20 protein-coding genes are annotated in these 20,471 nt (G+C 40.2%); 9 read left to right on the forward strand and 11 right to left on the reverse strand.

What is annotated here, in order from left to right; all coding sequences use genetic code 11:
• Window positions 1-217: 217 nt before the first annotated feature.
• From PSF28_RS20125 to PSF28_RS20150, 6 genes are all read right to left on the reverse strand, one after another.
• A complete protein-coding gene (locus tag PSF28_RS20125; RefSeq protein WP_210836021.1) occupies window positions 218-1,225 on the reverse strand; it encodes a substrate-binding domain-containing protein in 1,008 nt (335 codons plus the stop codon).
• A 154-nt stretch (window positions 1,226-1,379) separates the two neighbouring features.
• Window positions 1,380-2,420: a galactose-1-epimerase gene (gene galM / locus PSF28_RS20130; protein ID WP_272685560.1), complete on the reverse strand. Its 1,041-nt coding sequence runs from the start codon at window positions 2,418-2,420 to the stop codon at window positions 1,380-1,382.
• Window positions 2,421-2,453: 33 nt separating this feature from the next.
• Entirely contained in the window at window positions 2,454-3,608 is a 1,155-nt protein-coding gene (gene galK / locus PSF28_RS20135) for a galactokinase (protein WP_210836025.1), read from the reverse strand.
• 80 nt (window positions 3,609-3,688) lie between these two features.
• Complete coding sequence (locus PSF28_RS20140) at window positions 3,689-4,741, reverse strand: UDP-glucose--hexose-1-phosphate uridylyltransferase (protein ID WP_210836027.1); 1,053 nt, start codon at window positions 4,739-4,741, stop codon at window positions 3,689-3,691.
• Between the two features lie 401 nt (window positions 4,742-5,142).
• The gene (gene uhpC / locus PSF28_RS20145; RefSeq protein WP_210836029.1) at window positions 5,143-6,468 is read right to left on the reverse strand and encodes an MFS transporter family glucose-6-phosphate receptor UhpC; all 1,326 of its coding nucleotides are present in this window, start codon (window positions 6,466-6,468) and stop codon (window positions 5,143-5,145) included.
• 184 nt (window positions 6,469-6,652) lie between these two features.
• Window positions 6,653-7,282: an NAD(P)H-binding protein gene (locus tag PSF28_RS20150; RefSeq protein WP_210836031.1), complete on the reverse strand. Its 630-nt coding sequence runs from the start codon at window positions 7,280-7,282 to the stop codon at window positions 6,653-6,655.
• A gap of 209 nt (window positions 7,283-7,491) precedes the next feature.
• On the opposite strand from PSF28_RS20150, the gene hemP reads away from it, so the two are divergent.
• The 8 genes from hemP (at window position 7,492) to PSF28_RS20190 (ending at window position 14,807) form a co-directional block, all read left to right on the forward strand.
• A complete protein-coding gene (gene hemP, locus PSF28_RS20155) occupies window positions 7,492-7,665 on the forward strand; it encodes a hemin uptake protein HemP (protein WP_004912942.1) in 174 nt (57 codons plus the stop codon).
• A gap of 431 nt (window positions 7,666-8,096) precedes the next feature.
• Entirely contained in the window at window positions 8,097-10,115 is a 2,019-nt protein-coding gene (locus tag PSF28_RS20160; RefSeq protein WP_210836033.1) for a TonB-dependent hemoglobin/transferrin/lactoferrin family receptor, read from the forward strand.
• Window positions 10,116-10,140: 25 nt separating this feature from the next.
• Window positions 10,141-11,190 (forward strand): hemin-degrading factor, encoded by a 1,050-nt coding sequence (locus PSF28_RS20165; RefSeq protein WP_272685561.1) that lies wholly within the window; start codon window positions 10,141-10,143, stop codon window positions 11,188-11,190.
• A gap of 16 nt (window positions 11,191-11,206) precedes the next feature.
• The gene (locus tag PSF28_RS20170; protein WP_272685562.1) at window positions 11,207-12,028 is read left to right on the forward strand and encodes a heme/hemin ABC transporter substrate-binding protein; all 822 of its coding nucleotides are present in this window, start codon (window positions 11,207-11,209) and stop codon (window positions 12,026-12,028) included.
• Window positions 12,025-13,026, forward strand: a complete 1,002-nt coding sequence (locus PSF28_RS20175; RefSeq protein WP_210836037.1) for a FecCD family ABC transporter permease — start codon at window positions 12,025-12,027, stop codon at window positions 13,024-13,026. Before PSF28_RS20170 ends, PSF28_RS20175 begins: the two co-directional genes overlap by 4 nt.
• Before the next feature lie 2 nt (window positions 13,027-13,028).
• A complete protein-coding gene (locus PSF28_RS20180) occupies window positions 13,029-13,817 on the forward strand; it encodes a heme ABC transporter ATP-binding protein (RefSeq protein ID WP_247605259.1) in 789 nt (262 codons plus the stop codon).
• Window positions 13,818-14,099: 282 nt separating this feature from the next.
• On the forward strand, window positions 14,100-14,312 hold the full coding sequence (locus PSF28_RS20185) for a HEAT repeat domain-containing protein (RefSeq protein WP_004912957.1): 213 nt from the start codon (window positions 14,100-14,102) through the stop codon (window positions 14,310-14,312).
• Between the two features lie 276 nt (window positions 14,313-14,588).
• Entirely contained in the window at window positions 14,589-14,807 is a 219-nt protein-coding gene (locus PSF28_RS20190; protein WP_210836041.1) for a HEAT repeat domain-containing protein, read from the forward strand.
• A gap of 74 nt (window positions 14,808-14,881) precedes the next feature.
• Here PSF28_RS20190 and fghA read toward each other — a convergent pair whose 3' ends face one another.
• The 5 genes from fghA to PSF28_RS20215 form a co-directional block, all read right to left on the reverse strand.
• Window positions 14,882-15,718 (reverse strand): S-formylglutathione hydrolase, encoded by an 837-nt coding sequence (gene fghA / locus PSF28_RS20195; protein WP_272685563.1) that lies wholly within the window; start codon window positions 15,716-15,718, stop codon window positions 14,882-14,884.
• 10 nt (window positions 15,719-15,728) lie between these two features.
• Window positions 15,729-16,841, reverse strand: a complete 1,113-nt coding sequence (locus PSF28_RS20200; RefSeq protein ID WP_004912967.1) for an S-(hydroxymethyl)glutathione dehydrogenase/class III alcohol dehydrogenase — start codon at window positions 16,839-16,841, stop codon at window positions 15,729-15,731.
• A gap of 17 nt (window positions 16,842-16,858) precedes the next feature.
• A complete protein-coding gene (gene frmR / locus PSF28_RS20205; RefSeq protein ID WP_004261729.1) occupies window positions 16,859-17,131 on the reverse strand; it encodes a formaldehyde-responsive transcriptional repressor FrmR in 273 nt (90 codons plus the stop codon).
• A 168-nt stretch (window positions 17,132-17,299) separates the two neighbouring features.
• The gene (locus tag PSF28_RS20210; protein ID WP_210836043.1) at window positions 17,300-18,217 is read right to left on the reverse strand and encodes a bestrophin family protein; all 918 of its coding nucleotides are present in this window, start codon (window positions 18,215-18,217) and stop codon (window positions 17,300-17,302) included.
• Between the two features lie 185 nt (window positions 18,218-18,402).
• Window positions 18,403-18,603 carry a hypothetical protein gene (locus PSF28_RS20215; RefSeq protein WP_272685564.1) on the reverse strand — a complete coding sequence of 67 codons (201 nt, stop codon included), beginning with the start codon at window positions 18,601-18,603 and terminating at the stop codon, window positions 18,403-18,405.
• A gap of 680 nt (window positions 18,604-19,283) precedes the next feature.
• Between PSF28_RS20215 and PSF28_RS20220 the strand changes: the two genes are divergently transcribed.
• Entirely contained in the window at window positions 19,284-20,381 is a 1,098-nt protein-coding gene (locus PSF28_RS20220) for a fatty acid desaturase family protein (RefSeq protein WP_210836045.1), read from the forward strand.
• Window positions 20,382-20,471: the final 90 nt, after the last annotated feature.

Consider the following 20,471-nt stretch of genomic DNA (forward strand, 5'->3'; position numbering starts at 1 on the left):
GTTACCACAAGATATCACCGTTAAATGAATCACATATTTTCACAATATCCTCAATAATGTTAACTTAGTGGATTAAATAACAGATTTTAATGCAAATTTTCAGAGAAGAACGAAGACGAATTACAGGAAAGTAATCTATTTTTTGATAGTTCCGTGAAGCTCATCAAATATCAATGAAAACGTTTACACAGAATGCGGTAATTTTATGCCTATAAAATCACTGGGCGTGCAAAGGCCTAACTGAATTACGTTGAACCAGTGTCGGTGAGTAAATTAAACTTTCACCTGTCGTTTTTTCCCCTCTTGCTAAAGAAAGTGCTAACTGAGTGGCTTTTTCTGCCATCATTTGAATGGGATAACGAATCGTTGTTAAACGTGGATGGATATAGCGGGCAATCAATACATCGTCAAAACCAATAACCGAAACCTGTTCTGGTGAGTGAATTTCATTTTCATCTAATACCGCAATAGCCCCTGCTGCCATAAAATCGTTGTAGCCAACGACCGCAGTGATTTCGAGTGATTTTATCAGCAAGTTAGTCATCGCTTGCTCGCCGCCTTCCCCATAAGGAGTACCATATTCAACATAGCTATCAGATAGTTGAATACCATTATTTTTTAATGCGTCTCGATAGCCTTGCAAACGTTGTATCGCATCCTCAATTTGGTGATTTGAAGAGATGTACGCAATTTTAGTGTGCCCATGTCGAATGAGGTGTTCCGTCGCTAAATAGGCACCTTTGTAATTATTTAATGAAATACAGCGGGTTGCAATCTCATCAATATGGCGGTTGATCAGTACCATACTCGGGACTTCGTTCGCATATTGGAGTAGTTCTGCATCATCAAGGGCTTTAGAGTGAATGACCAATGCATCACAGCGGTTGTTAATCAACAGCTCAATAGATTGGCGCTCTTCCTTTGCATTATGATAACCGTTACAAATCAAGATATGTTTACCATTTTTATGGGCTACCGCATCAACAGCTTTAACCATAACACCGAAAAATGGGTCTGACACATCGTTAACGAGCACCCCAATTGTATTTGAGCTTTGGTTCACTAACGCGCGAGCCGCCGCATTTGGGCGATACCCTAGCTTATTCATTGCCTTTTTTACGGATGCAATAGAAGCTTGGCTTGCCTTAGGTGATTGATTAATCACCCGTGAAACAGTTGCAACAGAAACACCTGCTTCTTTTGCCACATCTTTGATTGTCGCCATCGTGTACCTCTACAATTAGGATGGCTTATTAAACAATGAGCTAGAATTAAAAACAATGGCGTAGCGCATATTAAAATTATTTAGCTAAAACTCATCAATGCATAGTATAGAAAAACAAAACACCGCATTTCAGCGGTGTTAATCAACAGTAGGCTTAAAAAATAAATTGATAACACGTTTCACTACAATATATTTGATTAGGCTGTGAAATCGGGCTGTATCGCTCCCCCCATTCAGGGTGATTAACTGCATCGGGTGGAAATTGCGTTTCAAATGCAACACCAGAAAAAGGCGTATACGATTTTGTTTTACCCGCAACTGAAATCAAATAATTCCCTGTATAAAGCTGCATAGAGGGCATTGTTGTAGAAATATTCATTTTTACGTCCCCTTCAGGAGCACACAGCGATGCCACCGTTTGCCGCCCATCAATACGAGATGTTTCGAGAATAAATGTGTGATCATATCCCCCAGCAGAAACTTGGTCGTTATCTTGGATAAAATCACGGCCAATGAGTTTGCTTTGGCGAAAATCAAAATTGCCGCCAGTCACATTACGCCACTCTCCACTGGGGATCCCTGTTTTATCTGTCGGTAAATAACAATCACTGTAAATCGTAAGAGCGTGATCTAGAGCTGTTTTTTCACTACCTTCACCCGCCAAATTAAAATAAGCATGATTGCTTAGGTTCACAGGGCAGCTCTTTGTAGTTTGGTGTTTATAGCGGATAATCACTTGGTTTTCATCCGTTAATTCATAACTCACCTCAACGTTCAGTTCCCCAGGAAAACCTTGGTCACCATCTGGCGAAATAAGTGAAAAAATAACCTGTTGAGCACTAGTCTGTGAAATTGCCCAAACTCGATAGCTAAAATTATCTTTCCCACCATGTAAGCAATTCGCCCCTTGATTGGCTGATACTAAATAATTTTCACCATGAATAGAAAAGCGTGCATTCGCGATACGGTTAGCCACGCGTCCCACTGTCGCCCCCAAATACACGTCTTGTTCCTTCTGTTTATCCATGTTTGGTGAACCTAGGATAACGTCTCGCTTCTCACTCGCTAGTGGTAAAATACAACTTAGCCAACTTGCCCCTAAACTTGTCAGGGTAATTTCCATATCATTTTTGTTGGTTAACACGACGACTTTGGGTGAACCTAATGTCTGATTTTTTTCTTGAGTAAACATCATGTTATTTCAACTTCTCAATGTGTTGATTTGCTTTTAACGCACCACACTCGCACCTGAGCTAGGTTGGCATACATAAATATCGGCTTGTAAACCTGTCGCTTTCTGGTATTGCGCTTCTACCGCGTCAATCACTGGTTGAACACATTGCTGCTGCATCACCGCAACCACACAGCCGCCAAAGCCCCCTCCGGTCATACGTACCCCACCTTGAACACCTAAAACGGACTTAACGATATCCACTAAAGTATCAATTTCTTTAACTGTGATTTCAAAATCATCACGCATGGAAATATGTGACTGCGCCATTAATTCGCTTAGTTGCAATAAATCATTTTGCGTTAATGCTTTTGCTGCCGCCAAAGTACGCTCGTTCTCACTGATCACATGTTTGGCTCGCTTAGCAACGACAGGAGATAATTGGTGTTGCTGCTGCAAAAAATCATCAAATGTGACATCGCGCAACGCTTTCACTCCAAACAAATTGGCAGCTTCTTCACATTGTTGGCGGCGTGTATTGTATTCACTCCCAACTAAGCCTCGTTGCTTGTTTGAATTGATTATCATCACAACCAAATCATCAGGTATGGAAATAGGAAATAACGCCAAACTGCGGCAATCAATAAGTAAAGCATGGCCAGCATCCCCACAAGCTGAAATCAGTTGGTCCATAATGCCGCAGTTACAACCAACAAATTGGTTTTCAGCTTGTTGGCCATTCAGCGCGATATCTTGTTGACTAATATCTAATTGATACAAGGCCTTAAGTGTTTGTCCAATTACAACTTCTAGTGAGGCTGAAGAGCTTAATCCCGCACCCTGCGGAACGTTTCCACTGACTGCAATATCGCAACCATTAAACGAAAACCCTCTTTGTAAGAGAAACTTCACTACACCACGTATATAGTTCGCCCACATTTTTTCAGGCAAAAATGTAATATCACTATCCAAACTGAATTCATCGCACTCATTATGGTAGTCAGCCGCAACAACTCGGATAATGCGATCATCACGTTTTGCCGCTGCAGTCATTGTTTGGTAATCAATCGCACAAGGCAAAACAAAACCATCATTATAGTCTGTATGCTCGCCGATGATATTTACTCGTCCTGGCGCTTGAACATATATTTCAGGTTGATAACCAAAGGTTTTTTCAAACGATGTGGCAACAGTTTGCTTTAACGTTTCCATTTTTAATTATCCTTAATACGTCATTTGGTTAACCTGGCAAACAACCAAGTTAATTATAATTTGGTAAATTATCTAGCGATTTAACTTTGTTTATAGTGGCAGTCACTCACATCACGTAAACGTTGTGCCGCTTGCTCTGGCGTGAGGTCTCTCTGGGTTTCCGCTAACATTTCATACCCCACCATGAACTTTTTCACTGTCGCTGAACGCAGTAATGGCGGATAAAATAAAGCATGTAATTGCCAATGTTCGATACTTTGGCTTTCATTCATAAAAGGCGCAAAGTGCCATCCCATTGAATAAGGGAAAGAACAATGAAATAGGTTATCGTAGCGACTTGTGAGTTTTTTTAGCGCTATAGCAAGGTCTGCACGAATGGCTTCATTCATTTCATCCATGCGGCGAATATGTCGTTTGGGTAGTAACAATGTCTCAAATGGCCAAGCCGCCCAATAAGGAACAAGTGCAATCCATTCTTGAGTTTCGACAACAATCCGTGAGCCATCTTGTTGTTCTGCTTGAATATAATCAATTAATAAATTACGGCCATGACGTTGATAATATTGCGAGAGGAAGTGGTCCTTACGGGCAATTTCATTGGGTAAAAAATCACTCGCCCAAATTTGCCCATGAGGATGAGGTTGAGAACACCCCATTATTTCCCCTTTATTTTCAAAAACTTGAACCCAAGCATAGCGTTCACTTAATTCGACGATTTGTTGCTGCCATGTTTCGATGACACCTTCAAGTTCAGGCACAGACAGCTCTGGCAGTGTTTTACTGTGGTCCGGAGAGAAACAGATTACTCGGCTAACACCACTAACCGATTGTGATTGAAACAACTCAGATTGATTATCAGGCTGGGCACAGGGTTGTGCTAATAACGCACCATGGTCATTTTGGAATACATAAGTCCCTTGGTAGTTAGGATTGACCTCCCCTGAAACCCTTGTATTACCCGGGCAAAGAAAGCAATGTGCATCATACTGAGGTAAATCTTCTATTGATGGCTTTTCATCTTTACCACTCCATGGACGTTTTGCTCGATGGGGAGACACTAACACCCATTGGCCCGTTAATGGGTTATAGCGACGATGGGGGCAATCAGAAGGGTTAAATGGCATTGTATTCATCTTATCTGTCTCCTCAACTTCATCACCATTGGGGATATTTGATTGCTATCCGCAGCCACCCACAGCCCTATCATCAATCGTTGATCCTGTTGCATTTATCTTCTCCCTCAATACTGCTTAAACATAACTTCACCTTCAAACCTGTCGTTACCACGAATTATAGCAACGAGTTTCAATAGGATTCTGTGATCCATCTCGATTAGTGTAAACGTTTACACAAAAATATAAAGCTATCCATTTTGAGTATGAAAATAATATTTGGCTGCAAGTTAAGTAAAAAGCCGCCCCTTAGATGGGCGGCGATGTAAGTAATCGGGTTTATTAGCACAAATTCAGAGGTAGGTTTGCAAGCAACCAAGCCGACTATCGTAGGCTTGGTTTAGTATAACGCTATAGAAGAATCAACCTTCTACGCTGACTTTTTTCTTCGTCATTACCATTGCAATAATTAACAGTAAAATTAAGAAAATAGATAAAGCTAACAGTAAGGAATAAAAACCATTCCATTGGTATTTTTCAATCACGATTGATAATGGATACCCTGCGATTGATGCCCCAATATAGGCAAATAAGCTGACAAACCCTGTTGAAGCCCCAGCGGCATTTTTATGTGAATTTTCAGCAGCTGCCATGGCAATCAAAAATTGAGGGCCAAAAATGAAGAATCCTGTCATAAAGAACAAGAAAGAAAACACATATTCGTTATCAACTGGAACTATCCATAAACAGAATGAAGTGATAATAATCCCGAGCGCATAAATGACATTCATTTGCGCACGATTGCCTTTAAAGATTAAATCGGAACCCCATCCTGCAACAATAGCACCAAAAAAACCGCCAATTTCAAACATCATGACGACCGCATTTGCCGACAACAAATTAAAACCGTGCTCTTCAATTAAATACAAGTTTGCCCAGTCATTTATCCCTGTTCTGACGATATAAATCACCGCATAAGAAAGAGCGAGAACCCATAACACTTTATTTTTAAAGATATATTCGTTCAATATTTTGCCTAAAGGCAAACCCGCCCCTTTGGCTTCATATTTTAATTCTTCAAGGTCATTTCGCCATTCACCAACCGTAGGCAGCCCCATTGTCCGTGGTCTATCACGTAATAAAATACATAATCCAATACCAATCACAATGGCAATAATTCCTGGTATGATCATCCCGTAACGCCAGCCAAGCGCTAACGCAACACCACCGGATAAAATTGGAATTATTGCACCTCCAATATTATGTGATGTATTCCAAATAGCCCACCAGAGCCCACGTTCATTACGTGAATACCATGTGTTAAGTATTTTGGCACAAGGCGGCCAACCCCAACCTTGGAAAAACGCATTCACCATCCACAAGACAATAAACATACTGATTGAGGACGTTAAGCCGAACAGGATGTTTACCACCCCTGTCGCTATCAAACCGATCCCCATAAAATATCGTGGATTTGAACGGTCACCGATGATGCCAGAAAGGAATTTAGATGCCCCATAAGTCAGGTAAAATGCAGTTCCAACCATCCCTATATCGGCTTTTGTAATCCCTAAATCAACTAGCATTTCAGGCATTACAAAATTGAAGCTTTTGCGTGTGAAATAAAAAACGGCATAACCAATATAACTGACAATCATTAAGTGTAATCGCCAGTATTTATATTTAGCGTCGATTTCAGATTTCGACATGGTTACTGGTATATCTGGTTGTTCTTTAAATATTGACATATTCAACCCCGGCTAAAAGTACAAGCAGGCAAAAATATGACAATAATTTAGCTGCAACAATAAGCAAAAACACTTAATTATTACAATTGCGTTACAGTTTTATTACAAAATGTTACCTCCATCAAAAAATAAATATTTTTATCTATTTCCTATAACACCCCAAACAAAAATGAACGACTCAGTGTTATATCAGCTGTTTAGATGAAATAACATGAACCCCTTTAGAGGGAGCCACAGCGGCCTCAAATAATGCTTTCGCAATATTTGTTGCGGGGCTAACTTGGCAACTAGCTGGCAGTATAGATGATAGAAAAGAAATAATACGGATCACAATGACTTCACCCAAACGCGCTGTTTGGCGGTCACCACTAATCACATTCGGCCGAACCAAAGTTAAAGAGTCAAAACCCAGTGACATTAAGTCTTGTTCGAGCTGCCCCTTTACTCGGCTATAAAAAAAAGGTGACTTCGCATTTGACCCCAAAGCAGAAGTCAACACAAATGTCGGGCAGTGCCATTTTTTGGCCAGCTTTGCACAGGCTAAAGGATAAGTGTAGTCTACTTGACGAAATGCCGCTTTCGACCCTGCAGCTTTGAGAGTTGAACCCAGCGCACAAATCACCGCATCAACTTCCCATAATCCAGCCCCATCAGGGAAATGATTAAAATCTACAATAGGTGCTTGTAATTTCTCATGTTTTACTAATGCATGTCGTGTTGGCGCTATCACCTGAGTCACACGAGAGTCTGCCAGAGCCAATGATAAAACATGACTTCCCACAAGCCCTGTCGCGCCTAACAGTAATATTTTCATTTTATTCACCCATGCAATGAATGGAGAAATTCAATTATAGCCTTGTCAGTGGGGTTCCACTAGATTAATGCTGTTTTTTCGTACGAACTCAGTTGTTTGTGGTTCTTTTGTTGTTTGATTGTGAAAATTGCTTGATATTAGTAATCATTCTAAAGATAATCATTCTCAATATCATTTCGATTATCAACAAACTGAGTATGGTAAATAATATGACAGCCCCAGTTGCAGAAAATACCGTCGAAACGGCAAAGCAAACCGTTAAAACTGACGTGATAGAAAGCCAACAGTTATTGGGCCCTGCCGGTAAGGTCTCAATTCAACATAATGGCGAACTTTATCAATTGAGACAAACGCGTACAGGTAAGTTGATCTTAACTAAGTAAAACCGAACCCAAAGTAAGTCGCACCAAAACTTAATTCGCAAGCCACCTAGGTCAATTATCCAGGCAGCCAGCTTAATCTAAACATAGGAAAAGGTTTCTTATGGAGTTTAAACTGACGTCTGTATTCCACATTTGTACCGCTAAATATCGAATTAGCAAGGATAGTCACTCGATACTTTACTATCGCACAGCGGTCGCTTTCATGTGCAAAATCCCAAATAGCCCTGCTGAACACAAACCAGTAGTCTGCTATTACCTCAGCTTTATACTTTCATTATGTGTTCACTCCTCTTGCTATGTTCAGACACTGCTTACATGCAATTTTTCCTGTGTCATACCGAATTCAGGTCCTCCAGACCAACGCATCGTCATCAATTAATGCGAATTCACTCTGCTTAATACAGATAAAAACTATATGGAGTATCACAATTATGTCCCCTGTTTTGCGAATGTCAGTCCTGACCAGTGCCATTTTAGGCGTGATAGCAAGTGCTCAAGCACAAACAACAGAACCAACACCAAAAAAAAATCATCATGATGTGATGACCGTCTATGCCACAGGTAGCGAACGTGACAGCTTCGAAACTCCGATGATGGTTACCGTGATTAAAAACGATTCACCTGAAACAAAAACGGCCAGCACGGTCAATGATATTTTACGCAAAGTCCCTGGAATTGGCGTCACCGGTACCAGCCGAGCGAATGGGCAAGATATTTATATGCGCGGGTTTGATCGACGCGGCATTTTGACTTTAGTTGATGGTATTCGCCAAGGCACAGATACAGGCCATGTTAATGGCACGTTTATCGACCCGGCTCTGATTAAGCAAGTTGAAATCATCCGTGGCCCTTCAGCCTTGCTTTATGGCAGCGGTGCTATGGGTGGTGTGATTGCTTGGGAAACGGTTGATGCCAAAGACTTGTTGCGTGAAGGCCAAGACCATGGTTTCCGTGTCTTTACCGAAGCCGCTACAAGCGATCATAGCTTCGGTTTCGGTGGTACCGCATTTGGCCGTAGTGATGACCTTGATGGGTTATTCAGCTTTGTGACAAAAGAAACTGGTAATGTCCGCATGAGTAATGGCGATGACATGAAAAACAAAGAAACCATCGGTAACCTGCTGGCGAAAGGTACATGGCAAATCGATGATGCACAAAAGCTTTCTGGCCAAGTGCGTTATTATAATAACGATGCCAATGAGCCGAAAAACCCACAACAAATCACCAGTACCAGTAAAAACTTAAAAGTGAACCGCACAACGCGTCAACGCGATGCGCAAGCCACTTACAACTTAAAGCCATCTTCGCAAGATTGGCTTAACCTGACAGTGACGCCCTATTATTCTGAGGTCAATATTACGGCTAAAGGTCAAGGCACCCCTTACGAGGGCAGGACACAGAAAACTTATGGGATGAAGGTTGATAACAAAACCAATTTCTATGATTTCCCTCTCGCTGCCCATAACTTAACGTATGGCAGTGAAGCTTATCAGCAAAAACAGACACCTTATGCCAACACAACCCAGTTCCCTGATGCAGAAATCACCTTTGCATCTGGATTTTTACAAGATGAAATTAGCCTAAAAGATTTGCCTGTTTCATTTATTGTCGGCACGCGCTATGACCATTACAAATCGAAAGCCAAAGGTAATGATGAAACCAAAGAAGGCAAATGGTCATCTAAAGGGGCGGTCAGCATCACACCAACAGAGTGGTCAATGTTGTTTGCATCGTACTCTGAAGCCTTCCGCGCGCCAACCATGATGGAGATGTACAACGATGAAGTCCATTTCCCAATAGGGCCAATCTTTAATAAATGGCGTCCAAATCCAAATTTAAAACCTGAAAGCACCCGTACTGCGGAATATGGATTTGGCCTGCGTTTCAATGACTTATTAATGGAAAGAGACAACCTGCAATTCAAAGCCAGCTACTTTGATACCAAAGCCAAAGACTATATCAATACCTATGTCACCCCTGAGCCTGATTTTAGAAATCCAGAAAACAATTACACCACATCAATCAACACAAAACGCGCCAAAATTTGGGGCGTAGATGCATCTTTGGATTATAAAACAGACTATTTCAGATGGAACTTAGCCTATAACCGTACCACGGGCAAAAACGAATATAACGGTGAATCAATCACTTCCATCAAACCAGAGTCATTCACCAGTAACCTCTCTATTCCTGTTGCCAATAGCGGTTTTTCAGTGGGCTGGTTAGGCGAGTTTACGCGCCATACTGACTTCAATAAAGCCTCTAAAGCTGAACAACAAGCCGGCTATGCCGTACATGACTTCTACGTCAGCTACCAAGGTGACGGGCAGCTCAAAGGGTTAGGAACCAGTGTCGTATTAGGTAATGCCTTTGACAAAGAATATTACTCATCACAAGGCATTCCTCAAGATGGACGTAATGCCAAGCTGCTTGTCAGCTTCCAATGGTAATTCACACAATATTAAGGAGATAAACGTGAATTCAGCACTTTACGAGCGTTACCAACAAGCAAAAACAGAGAACAAAGCCAAATACGCTCGCGATCTCGCCGCCTATTTAAATGTATCTGAAGCTCAACTGCTGCATAGTCGTGTTGGTCACGACAAAGCTGTTCGTTTAAACGTCGACGCCCCCACTTTATTGACAGAATTAGCTACTGTTGGAAAAGTGAAAGCGATTACACGCAACGAATATGTTGTTCATGAGCAAGTTGGCCGTTATGACAATGCGACATTTAGCCCACATGGCGGCTTAATTTTAAACCCACGCGCCCTTGATTTACGGATGTTCTTTAGTCATTGGGATGCCATTTTTGCGTTAACCGAAGACAGCAAACACGGTGAACGCCATAGTATTCAATTCTTTGATAAACAAGGTGATGCACTACATAAAGTTTACACCACCGATGAAACGGATATGGCGGCATGGCAAGCACTGATTGAAAAATATGCTACCCAGAATAACCCGGAACTCATCCATGAAGCAGCCACTCCATTTACCAACCAACCCGTTAGTGAAGAGCTAAAACAACAGCTAGAACAACAATGGCGCAACATGACAGATGTTCACCAATTTTTTGTTCTCCTGAAGAAAAATAACCTCAGCCGCCAGCAAGTTTTCGCCGCGGTCAGTGATGATTTGGCTTGGAAAGTGCCTAATGATTCCTTCAATCAGCTGATTAACACTGCGTTCAAAGATCAAAACGAAATTATGATTTTTGTGGGCAACCGCGGATGTGTGCAAATTTTCACTGGTGAAATCAAAAAAATCATGCCATATCAAAGTGAAGGTTCAGACTTAAAGTGGCTAAATATTTTCAATCCTGATTTCACCTTGCACATGATTGAAAATGGTATCGCCGAATGCTGGGTTACACGTAAGCCAACGCAAGATGGCCATGTGACAAGCCTTGAAGTCTTCGATAACCAAGGAAATCAAATTGCACAAATGTATGGGCAGCGTACGGAAGGGACTCCAGAGCAAGAGCAATGGCGCCAACAAGTCACCGCATTACCACGCATTTAAACCTAGGTAACTTATTATGAAACAATGGCTTCTAATCTTATCAACGCTGTTTATCTCTGTTAGTTCTTATGCAGCAGAACGTATCGTTACCTTAGGTGGTGATGTGACTGAAATTGTGTATGCACTCGGAGCACAAGAACAGCTCGTTGCCCGTGACAGCACCAGTCTTCATCCTGAGCAAGCGACCAAGCTCCCTGACGTGGGCTATATGCGTATGCTTAATGCGGAAGGCGTGTTGTCAATGCGTCCGACTTTAGTACTTGCGAGTGAGTTAGCTAAACCCTCAATGGCTCTCTCGCAAATCGAAAAAAGTGGCGTAAAAATTATTAAGGTGACAGGGAAACCCAGTTTAGAAGCCATTCCAGAAAAAATTACCACTATCGCTAATGTAGTTGGTAAAACAGAGCAAGGAAAACAATTGGTTAATCAATTTAACCAACAACTTAGCCAAATAAATACGGCACCTATCGATAAAAAAGTCCTGTTCATTATGAGCCATGGCGGCGTTCTACCATTAGCCGCAGGAAAGCACACTGCAGCAGATAGCGTGATTAACGCAATCGGTGCAAAAAATGCCATGAGCAGCTTCAACAGCTACCGTCCTTTATCCCAAGAGGGTTTGCTATCAAGCCAGCCTGATTTAATCATTTTTACTCAGGAAGGGGTTAAATCATTAGGCGGGATAGAAAAAGTGTGGAACTTACAAGGAATGTCAATGACCCCCGCAGGGAAAAATAAAGCGCTTTTGGTTGTTGATGATGTCGGTATGCTCACCTTCAGTTTAGGTACGCCTAAAGTCATGCAACAACTACGTGAGGCATTAGAAAAATCCCAATGAGTCGCTTTAAAAACCCATTTTTGGTGATTATCGTTTTATTGTTAGCACTTGGTGGTTTAGTTCTCATCGCGTCGAATGCAGGCGCAATGAACTTTTCATTAAAAGCACTGTGGCAGGCTTCTGCCACAGACTCGGATTGGCAGATATGGCTGAATATTCGCCTTCCTCGAGTGTTAATTGCCATCTTAGTTGGCCTTGCCTTGGCAGTGTCTGGTGCCATTATGCAAGGGTTATTTCGTAATCCACTTGCCGACCCTAGCTTACTCGGTATCAGTAGTGGTGCAGCTTTATCCGTTGCTGCATTTATCGTTTTCTCTGTTTCATTACCGACTGTGATGCAAGGTTATGGCCATGTTGCCGCTGCTTTTATTGGTAGCCTAACCGTTTCTTTTATTATTTTTAGCTTAAATCGTTCATCAAATGGCAACCTCGCAAAATTACTTCTCGCGGGTATCGCAATCAATGCACTGTGCATGTCATTCATCGGTGTTCTTAGTTATATCAGCAATGATCAACAGCTAAGAACATTTAGTTTATGGATGATGGGTACACTCGGTAATGTTGACTGGACGTCACTGACTATTGCCGCTTCAGTTATTCTTCCTATTTGTGTTATCTGCCTAATGCAGGGAAATAAGCTCAACATTCTGCAATTAGGGGATGAAGATGCACATTACCTTGGGCTTAATGTTGAACGAACCAAATTTATTTTATTATTCCTCAGCGCTATGTTAGTCGGTTGTGCTGTTGCGATGAGCGGGGTTATTGGTTTTGTGGGTCTCGTCGTTCCGCATCTTATTCGTATGACACTCGGTCCAGACCATCGTTGGCTCATTCCTGGTTCAGCTATCGTCGGTGCGGGGTTATTATTGATCGCTGATACAGTAGCGAGGACTGCAGTTGCACCTGCTGAAATCCCTGTTGGCTTGCTGACAGGCTTGATTGGTGGCCCCTACTTCTTATGGCTCATTTTGCGACAGCCTGCAGGGAGGATCTAAATATGCAAACCAAACCGTTATTGTTAGAAGCACAAAATTTATCTTATAAAATCAGTGAAAAGACACTGATAGATAATGTGAGTTTATCTATTGAGCAAGGGGAATTTGTCGCGATCATTGGGCCAAATGGCGCAGGGAAATCCAGCCTATTAAAATTACTAACTGGTTATAACACCCCAACTCATGGCTCGTGCTTTATTGAAGGCCGAGCGATGATTGACTGGGATCATAACGAATTAGCGCGAAAACGTGCCGTCATGAAGCAACATAGCCATTTACAATTTGCTTTTACTGTTGAAGATGTCGTTGCTATGGGGAGAACCCCTTACGGTTCTGAATATAAAAATACTGCCATTGATGAAGCGTTAACACAAACCAGTTGCCAATCACTACGGCAGCGGGATTACCGCCAACTTTCAGGGGGGGAGCAACAACGCGTTCAATTAGCACGAGTATTAGCACAATTATGGCAACCGACAGCTCAACCCGCTTGTTTATTTCTTGATGAACCCACTTCAGCACTTGATTTATACCACCAACAGCATAGCTTGCGGTTACTGCATCAACTGACGCGTCAACGACCATTAGGTGTTTGCTGTGTATTGCATGACCTTAACTTAACCGCTCTGTATGCAGATAAAGTGTTATTAATTCATGATGGAAAGCTTGTTGCTCAAGGTTCCCCTATTGAAGTTTTAACAACTGAAAATTTAACTCAATGGTATCAAGCTGACCTAGGTGTTACTCAACACCCAGAAAATAACACACCTCACGTTTATTTACGTCACTAACTAAGATCTAAAAAGTACTTTATTCAACGCACTTTAAGGGTAAAGTACTTTAATATTCTTACCTTAATAAAGAATTATTAAATCATACCTATTTTAATATGTTATCAATGTCTTTTAATAGTAATTACTCTCTTGATGCACTTCAGTTAATAAAATAGTTATTAGCCCAAAAAAGTGTAAAATCTATATAATCTGTTAATAAATTCGTAAATTTCAAAAATAAATCTCAAGTAATTTCACTTAGAATACCTAAGCATCGCGCAGGTATTTCAAAGGGTTTACATGGAAAACAATATTATCGAAACATTAATTGAGTTAACGCATCGTGGAAATGATGATGTTAAAATTGCAGCTATTTCTGCCTTAGGAGATTATAAAGTAACCGTTGAACAACAAAATGCAATCAACCGCTTACTTGAACTCTGTAAAGACCCAAATAAAGATGTCGCAGTGTCTGCAATAAAAGCGCTAAGTAAACTCTCCGACCATTTTTAATATATAAACAATATCTTTTTATCAATATTCTTCTTAAAATAAAGTTTATTAATTAAACTTATTTAACTTTCTCTATCTCTCTAGTCACTAAATATGAATAGGTAATAATGTTTACTACCTATTCATACGCTAGCTCAACCACACCATACCCAGATTAGTTGTGTTTTTTGATATTAATAAACACCTTCTTCTAGTAGCATCTTAAACATTGAAATTAACCTCTTAAAAATAAATGAGTTTTAATTCATTTATTAATACCTATTAGCAGGATAATAAATGGATAACAAAGTTATAAATACATTACTTGATTTAACAAAAAGAAAAAATGATGATGTAAAAATAGCTGCTATATCCGCTTTAGGTGATTGCAAAATACGGCTGAAACAACATATTACGATTAACCGCCTACTTGAATTATGTAATGACCCAAATAAAGATGTCGCAATCAGCGCGATTAAAGCAATCAGCAAGCTCTCTCATGGGGTGGTCGAATAGTGACTTGAGCATTATTACGATAAAATAATGGAAATAGCAAAGTGAAACCAATTAGTGGCCTCACTTTATGATATTTAGTTATTATCGCTTAAATATAGTGCATGAAATGCAATATGTTCACCAATGAAACTACTAATAAAGTAGTAACTGTGATCATACCCATCACGCAGATTCAAACAATATTCAAATTGTTTTTTATCACAAATATCCGCAAATAACTCGGGTTTTAGTTGCTCTTGATAAAAAGGATCTGCAGTACCGACATCCACTAAAATAGGTGGAATAGCCTCAGCCTTTTCGAGCAATTCAACGGTGTCATATTGAGACCAACCCATAGTATCTTCACCCAAATAAGCCATAAACGCTTTTTGTCCCCAAGGAACCTGGGTTGGAGCAACAATCGGAGAAAATGCAGATAAACTACAATATCGACCAGTATTGCGTAGGCCAATCATTAAAGCCCCGTGCCCACCCATGGAATGGCCAAAAATAGAGCGTTTTTCTGATACAGGTAAATGTGTTTCGACTAAATCAGGTAGCTCAGACACAATATAATCATACATTTTGTAATGATTACTCCACGGAGCTTCCTGCGCATTCACATAAAAACCTGCACCTTGCCCTAAATCATAGGCCTCGTCATCAGCGACCTCAGTACCGCGAGGGCTGGTATCCGGTGCAATAAGGATCACGCCATATTTTGCCGCAAATTGTTGGGCTCCCGCCTTAGTGATAAAATTTTGCTCATTACAGGTTAACCCTGATAACCAATAAATCACTGGGCAGTTGACTGTTTTCGCTTGTGGCGGTAGATAGGCTGCGAATTTCATTTCACAGCCAAGCACAGTAGATTGATGTTGATAAACATCCTGCCAGCCCCCAAAACACGCATGGCGTTCAATTCTCTCCATCAAAGACTCCTTAATCGTAGTGAATAACGGTGCGGATTGATTTACCTTCATGCATTAAATCAAATGCGTCATTAATACTGTCTAATGGCAATGTATGCGTCACAAACGGAGACAGTTCAATATCCCCCTTCATGGCATCTTCAACCATTTTTGGCAATTGGCTACGGCCTTTCACACCACCAAATGCCGTACCGCGCCATGAACGCCCTGTCACTAATTGGAATGGACGAGTTGAAATTTCTTGCCCTGCTCCTGCGACACCAATGATAATCGATTGGCCCCATCCGCGATGTGCACTTTCAAGTGCGGCACGCATAACATTCACATTACCAATACATTCAAAGGTATGGTCAACACCCCACTGGGTTTTCTCAATCAGAACCTGTTGAATCGGCTTATCAAAATCATTAGGGTTCAAACACTCTGTTGCACCAAATTGACGTGCTAATTCAAACTTAGAGGGGTTAGTATCGATAGCAATAATACGGCCAGCTTTTGCTTGCCTTGCCCCTTGAATAACTGCCAGACCAATACCACCGAGTCCAAAAACAGCAACTGAGTCACCTTCTTGTACTTTAGCTGTATTATGTACCGCGCCAATGCCGGTTGTCACACCACAGCCTAATAAACAAACTTCTTCATGGTTGGCTTGAGGGTTAATTTTTGCCAAAGAGACTTCGGCAACAACGGTATATTCACTGAATGTTGAGCAGCCCATGTAATGATAAACTGGCTGGCCATTATAAGAAAAACGTGTTGTTCCATCTGGCATCACACCTTTACCTTGTGTTTCTCTGACAGAGACACACAAGTTTGTTTTACCTGATTCGCAAAAAACACATTTCCCACATTCTGCCGTATAAAGTGGAATGACATGATCACCCACACTAACACTGGTAACACCTTCACCGACTTCGACAACAACACCTGCACCTTCATGCCCTAATACCACAGGAAACAAACCTTCCGGGTCATCTCCTGACAATGTAAAAGCATCAGTATGACAAACACCCGTATGGCTAATTTTAACTAACACTTCCCCAGCTTTTGGTGGCATCACATCAATTTCGACAATTTTTAATGGCTCACCTGGGCCAAATGCGACTGCTGCACGTGATTTCATCGTTATTCCTTCCTTATTTACCGCAAATAGGTACGAATTAATGAGATAGCATCGTCTACTGAGTCTTTTTGCAACTGTGTTGTCGCAGACTCTTGAAGCCCTTCTCGTAAATGACTTTCTAATACCCCTGCCATCAAACCATTAACTGCACCACGAATAGCAGCAATTTGTTGTAAAATGGCAGCACATTCAACTTCATCTTCTAAAGCCGACTCCAAGGCAAGCAATTGCCCTTTCAGCTTTCTAACCCGAGTAAGAACTGCTTTTTTTTCCTTTGGGGAATGTGGCATATTTAAGCCTCTTTAGCATACATAGGGGGAGTATAGTATCTATAGGATTATCTGTACAGAATTGCTTATTTTCATGACCAAAAAAGACAAAATAATATTAGGTAGAAAGGTTAAACAGTAAAACGTGAATATCACGCTCTACTGTCTTCAATAAGAAATAGATTTACGCTACAACAAGTTAAAGTATCTATCTGGCTGATATTGAGGGGGAAGTGGTTGAATATCTAACATATCCAATGCATTACGTTCAATACTATTACAAATAGCATTAAGCGGTAAATCATTTGCAGCAATCCCAAAAGGATCTTCGAGTTCTTCTGCTAATGCATCCCACGCTAAGAAGGTATAAGAAATAAAAACAGAAACAAATGGCGTCATAAAATGTAGGTCTACGACTAATGCAAAAGGAAGTAACGAACAAAATAGATAGACTGTTCGCTGTAAAATTAACGTATACGCAAACGGGATCGGCGTATTCGAAATACGTTCACAGCCACCAAGTACGTCCGATAATGCATTAATATCTTTATTAATGGCTTGAAAGAGTACATCGCTGATGACTTTTTTATCACGTAATTCCCCCACCTTTAGGCCAATCTGCAACAATATTCGGCTAGTGGGAAACGGACTTCGGATAACCTCATCAAAAATATTTCGAGGTAATAACCGGTACAAGTCAATGATTGGACTGGTTTTTCTTAGTTCATGTTTAAGGCTCCAACCAAAAGCAATCAACAGATTCGCAAACTCCTTTTGAGCTGACTGGTCATTAGGCAACAACCCTTTAATATTCCTTAAAATATTTCTTTGATTAATTAATAACGAAGCCCAAAGCGTTCGCGCCTCAATCAAGCGGCTGTAACAGGCATTATTACGAAAACCGAGGAAGATTGCGATGGCAATCCCCAGTAAGCTAAAAGGGGCAATCGTTAAATGTATACCTAATCGTTCGTACCATTGAAAACTGAGTACTGCTACGATAGATATCATTATATTTAGAGAAAGCCGAAATGTTATTTTTGACAGCACAGAACCATGCCAGTCGAATAACCGAAAAAACCAGTGCTGATGAGGACGAATAACCATAAGAAGACATATTGTATTAAGATAACGACATTAACTTATTATTTCATTAATTAATTCAATGCGCTATAGCCAAACAACAATTAAAGTAAATATCACAATAATGATGACAAGTGGCAATAGCGCTAAATTCATCCAATACGGTTTTCGTTTACAAATAATATTTGATTTTAATATTACTTATTAAGCTAGTTTTTTGCGGCTTTTAAACGCTCAATTTCATCTTGTAACGCTTCTATCTGCTGCTCTAAATGATCCGTTTCAGTAAAACTATATCGGTGATTTAATTTAGTTGGGCCTGTGGCTCCGGAATAATGGTCATAGCAGTTATTTTGTACATTTGAAATAGCACGCTCTAACCCCATGACTCTATTTTGGTTACCGTGCATTTTGGCATATTTTAGCTGTTTTTCTAATTGATAGATTTTTTATCACAACCATAATATTTATAACCTGCTTGAGCGGATACTGGAATAATCAGTGTTGATAAAATTATTAACAGTATTTTTTTCATGTCAAATTCCTAATTCAAAAAATAATTTACCTATGACTATTTCATCATTTTGGCACATTATTAATATAGGTAAGCTCCTAATTTGGCTTAGGTGAAACAAATATAACGAGTAATTAAAACAAACCTGCCTAAAATGATAACAATCATTTATTATTAATGATGAGTATTAAGTTAATAATATTTTTTTACATGATTTATTACAGACAGACACATTTTTCCCTGATACTTTAATATCAAAGGATTATTCTACAAGGATGTAGCCAGTTTCCATACTTCATCAGGTAAACAATACGTATTATTACAAGATGCTTCATAGAACAACATATCAATTTAATTAATCCATATCTCATATTTAATCGTTTATCCGCATTAATGTTAATTTCTACCTATTTTCATCAAAAAGACTCATTTAAATTTTCGAGATTTAATTTTTTCGATAATATCTGATTCAGAATAAGCCTAAACTCCCACCTCCTTTCATATTTGTTTACGACGGTTTACTGAGTAAAGATATACTCTTTGAATATAAAAAAGATAACCTCAAATGAGAATCGCATGCATCACACCAAATTCGAACTCAAGTTCGCCAATGCTAACGAACAACAATTTCATACCGCATTAAAACAAGCAAGTCAGGAATATCTGCAAACTAAGCACGACCACATGTATGCCAGCCTAGCTGACCTTGCTGCAATTGGAGTCTTGTTTATTGTTGCTGTTCTGAGTTATCTTCCAATTCTCATTACAACATCTACCACAGTTTATATATTGTCCTATTTTGTATTTGTCTTATTCATCATGCTATTAAATGTGATTGGCCAACATGACGCCTGCCATAATACCTTATTTAAATCCAGCTGGAAAAATCGGTTATTTGGCCGTTTAGTTACATTACCCTTAGGATTAGAACCGGAATTTTGGCGCACACGCCACGTTCATTATCACCATCATTATGCCAACATCGAACACTATGATTTAGACACTGAAGAAAATGGCATATTCCGCCAAACACCCTTTCAGCGTTGGCGACCTTTTATGAAATATCAGCATATTTACTGGCCTTTCGTCGCATCATTGTCACTCACATGGATAGCTCTGGTGTTTGATTGGTCTGATCGAACGGGGAAAACACGCTTAAAAACACAGAAAGTTTTAGAAGGTAAACTGGGTTGGGGGTTATTTTTAGGTAGCAAGATAGGCCACTTAATATTGATGCTTGGTATCCCATTGATAGTGGCTCACCATCATGGGATCAGCTTAACTGCAATATTTATTACGTACTTGTTGAGCCAAATGGTTGCTTCCATTTTTGTAATTTATTTATTATTAGGAACACATTGGGCAGAGACACAGTTTTTTACTGCACCTGAGGATAAACAAATTAAGCATGGCTGGTACCACCATAATTTTGTCACGGCTTGTGACTGGCTACCAACCCCCCATTTTTTATGGCGCTTAACTGGGGGATTAAATTACCACCTTACACATCATCTTTTCCCTAATTGGCACCATCGCCATTACCCTGCTCTAGCACACATCTTAGCCAAATTGGCCCAACAGTATGATATGCCATACCGTTGTATTGATTACAAACAACTCGTTGCAGCTCAAATACGATTTTTAAAACAAATGGGACAGCCACCACTACAATAACAATCTTCGTAATTTAAAAAATAGCAACCTTCTCAAATACAGCCTCTAAACCCATTGGTTTAGAGGCAATGATCTAAATAAACCCTTAAG

The sequence above is a fragment of the Providencia sp. PROV130 genome (assembly GCF_028482225.1).
Taxonomy (GTDB): domain Bacteria; phylum Pseudomonadota; class Gammaproteobacteria; order Enterobacterales; family Enterobacteriaceae; genus Providencia; species Providencia rettgeri.

Excerpts from the sequence above, each read along its gene's own strand:
- PSF28_RS20125 (WP_210836021.1), bottom strand. The coding sequence starts at position 1,225 with ATGGCGACAATCAAAGATGTGGCAAAAGAAGCAGGTGTTTCTGTTGCA.
- galM (WP_272685560.1), bottom strand. The coding sequence starts at position 2,420 with ATGATGTTTACTCAAGAAAAAAATCAGACATTAGGTTCACCCAAAGTC.
- galK (WP_210836025.1), bottom strand. The coding sequence starts at position 3,608 with ATGGAAACGTTAAAGCAAACTGTTGCCACATCGTTTGAAAAAACCTTT.
- PSF28_RS20140 (WP_210836027.1), bottom strand. The coding sequence starts at position 4,741 with ATGAATACAATGCCATTTAACCCTTCTGATTGCCCCCATCGTCGCTAT.
- uhpC (WP_210836029.1), bottom strand. The coding sequence starts at position 6,468 with ATGTCAATATTTAAAGAACAACCAGATATACCAGTAACCATGTCGAAA.
- PSF28_RS20150 (WP_210836031.1), bottom strand. The coding sequence starts at position 7,282 with ATGAAAATATTACTGTTAGGCGCGACAGGGCTTGTGGGAAGTCATGTT.
- hemP (WP_004912942.1), top strand. The coding sequence starts at position 7,492 with ATGACAGCCCCAGTTGCAGAAAATACCGTCGAAACGGCAAAGCAAACC.
- PSF28_RS20160 (WP_210836033.1), top strand. The coding sequence starts at position 8,097 with ATGTCCCCTGTTTTGCGAATGTCAGTCCTGACCAGTGCCATTTTAGGC.
- PSF28_RS20170 (WP_272685562.1), top strand. The coding sequence starts at position 11,207 with ATGAAACAATGGCTTCTAATCTTATCAACGCTGTTTATCTCTGTTAGT.
- PSF28_RS20175 (WP_210836037.1), top strand. The coding sequence starts at position 12,025 with ATGAGTCGCTTTAAAAACCCATTTTTGGTGATTATCGTTTTATTGTTA.
- PSF28_RS20180 (WP_247605259.1), top strand. The coding sequence starts at position 13,029 with ATGCAAACCAAACCGTTATTGTTAGAAGCACAAAATTTATCTTATAAA.
- PSF28_RS20185 (WP_004912957.1), top strand. The coding sequence starts at position 14,100 with ATGGAAAACAATATTATCGAAACATTAATTGAGTTAACGCATCGTGGA.
- PSF28_RS20190 (WP_210836041.1), top strand. The coding sequence starts at position 14,589 with ATGGATAACAAAGTTATAAATACATTACTTGATTTAACAAAAAGAAAA.
- fghA (WP_272685563.1), bottom strand. The coding sequence starts at position 15,718 with ATGGAGAGAATTGAACGCCATGCGTGTTTTGGGGGCTGGCAGGATGTT.
- PSF28_RS20200 (WP_004912967.1), bottom strand. The coding sequence starts at position 16,841 with ATGAAATCACGTGCAGCAGTCGCATTTGGCCCAGGTGAGCCATTAAAA.
- frmR (WP_004261729.1), bottom strand. The coding sequence starts at position 17,131 with ATGCCACATTCCCCAAAGGAAAAAAAAGCAGTTCTTACTCGGGTTAGA.
- PSF28_RS20210 (WP_210836043.1), bottom strand. The coding sequence starts at position 18,217 with ATGGTTATTCGTCCTCATCAGCACTGGTTTTTTCGGTTATTCGACTGG.
- PSF28_RS20215 (WP_272685564.1), bottom strand. The coding sequence starts at position 18,603 with ATGCACGGTAACCAAAATAGAGTCATGGGGTTAGAGCGTGCTATTTCA.
- PSF28_RS20220 (WP_210836045.1), top strand. The coding sequence starts at position 19,284 with ATGCATCACACCAAATTCGAACTCAAGTTCGCCAATGCTAACGAACAA.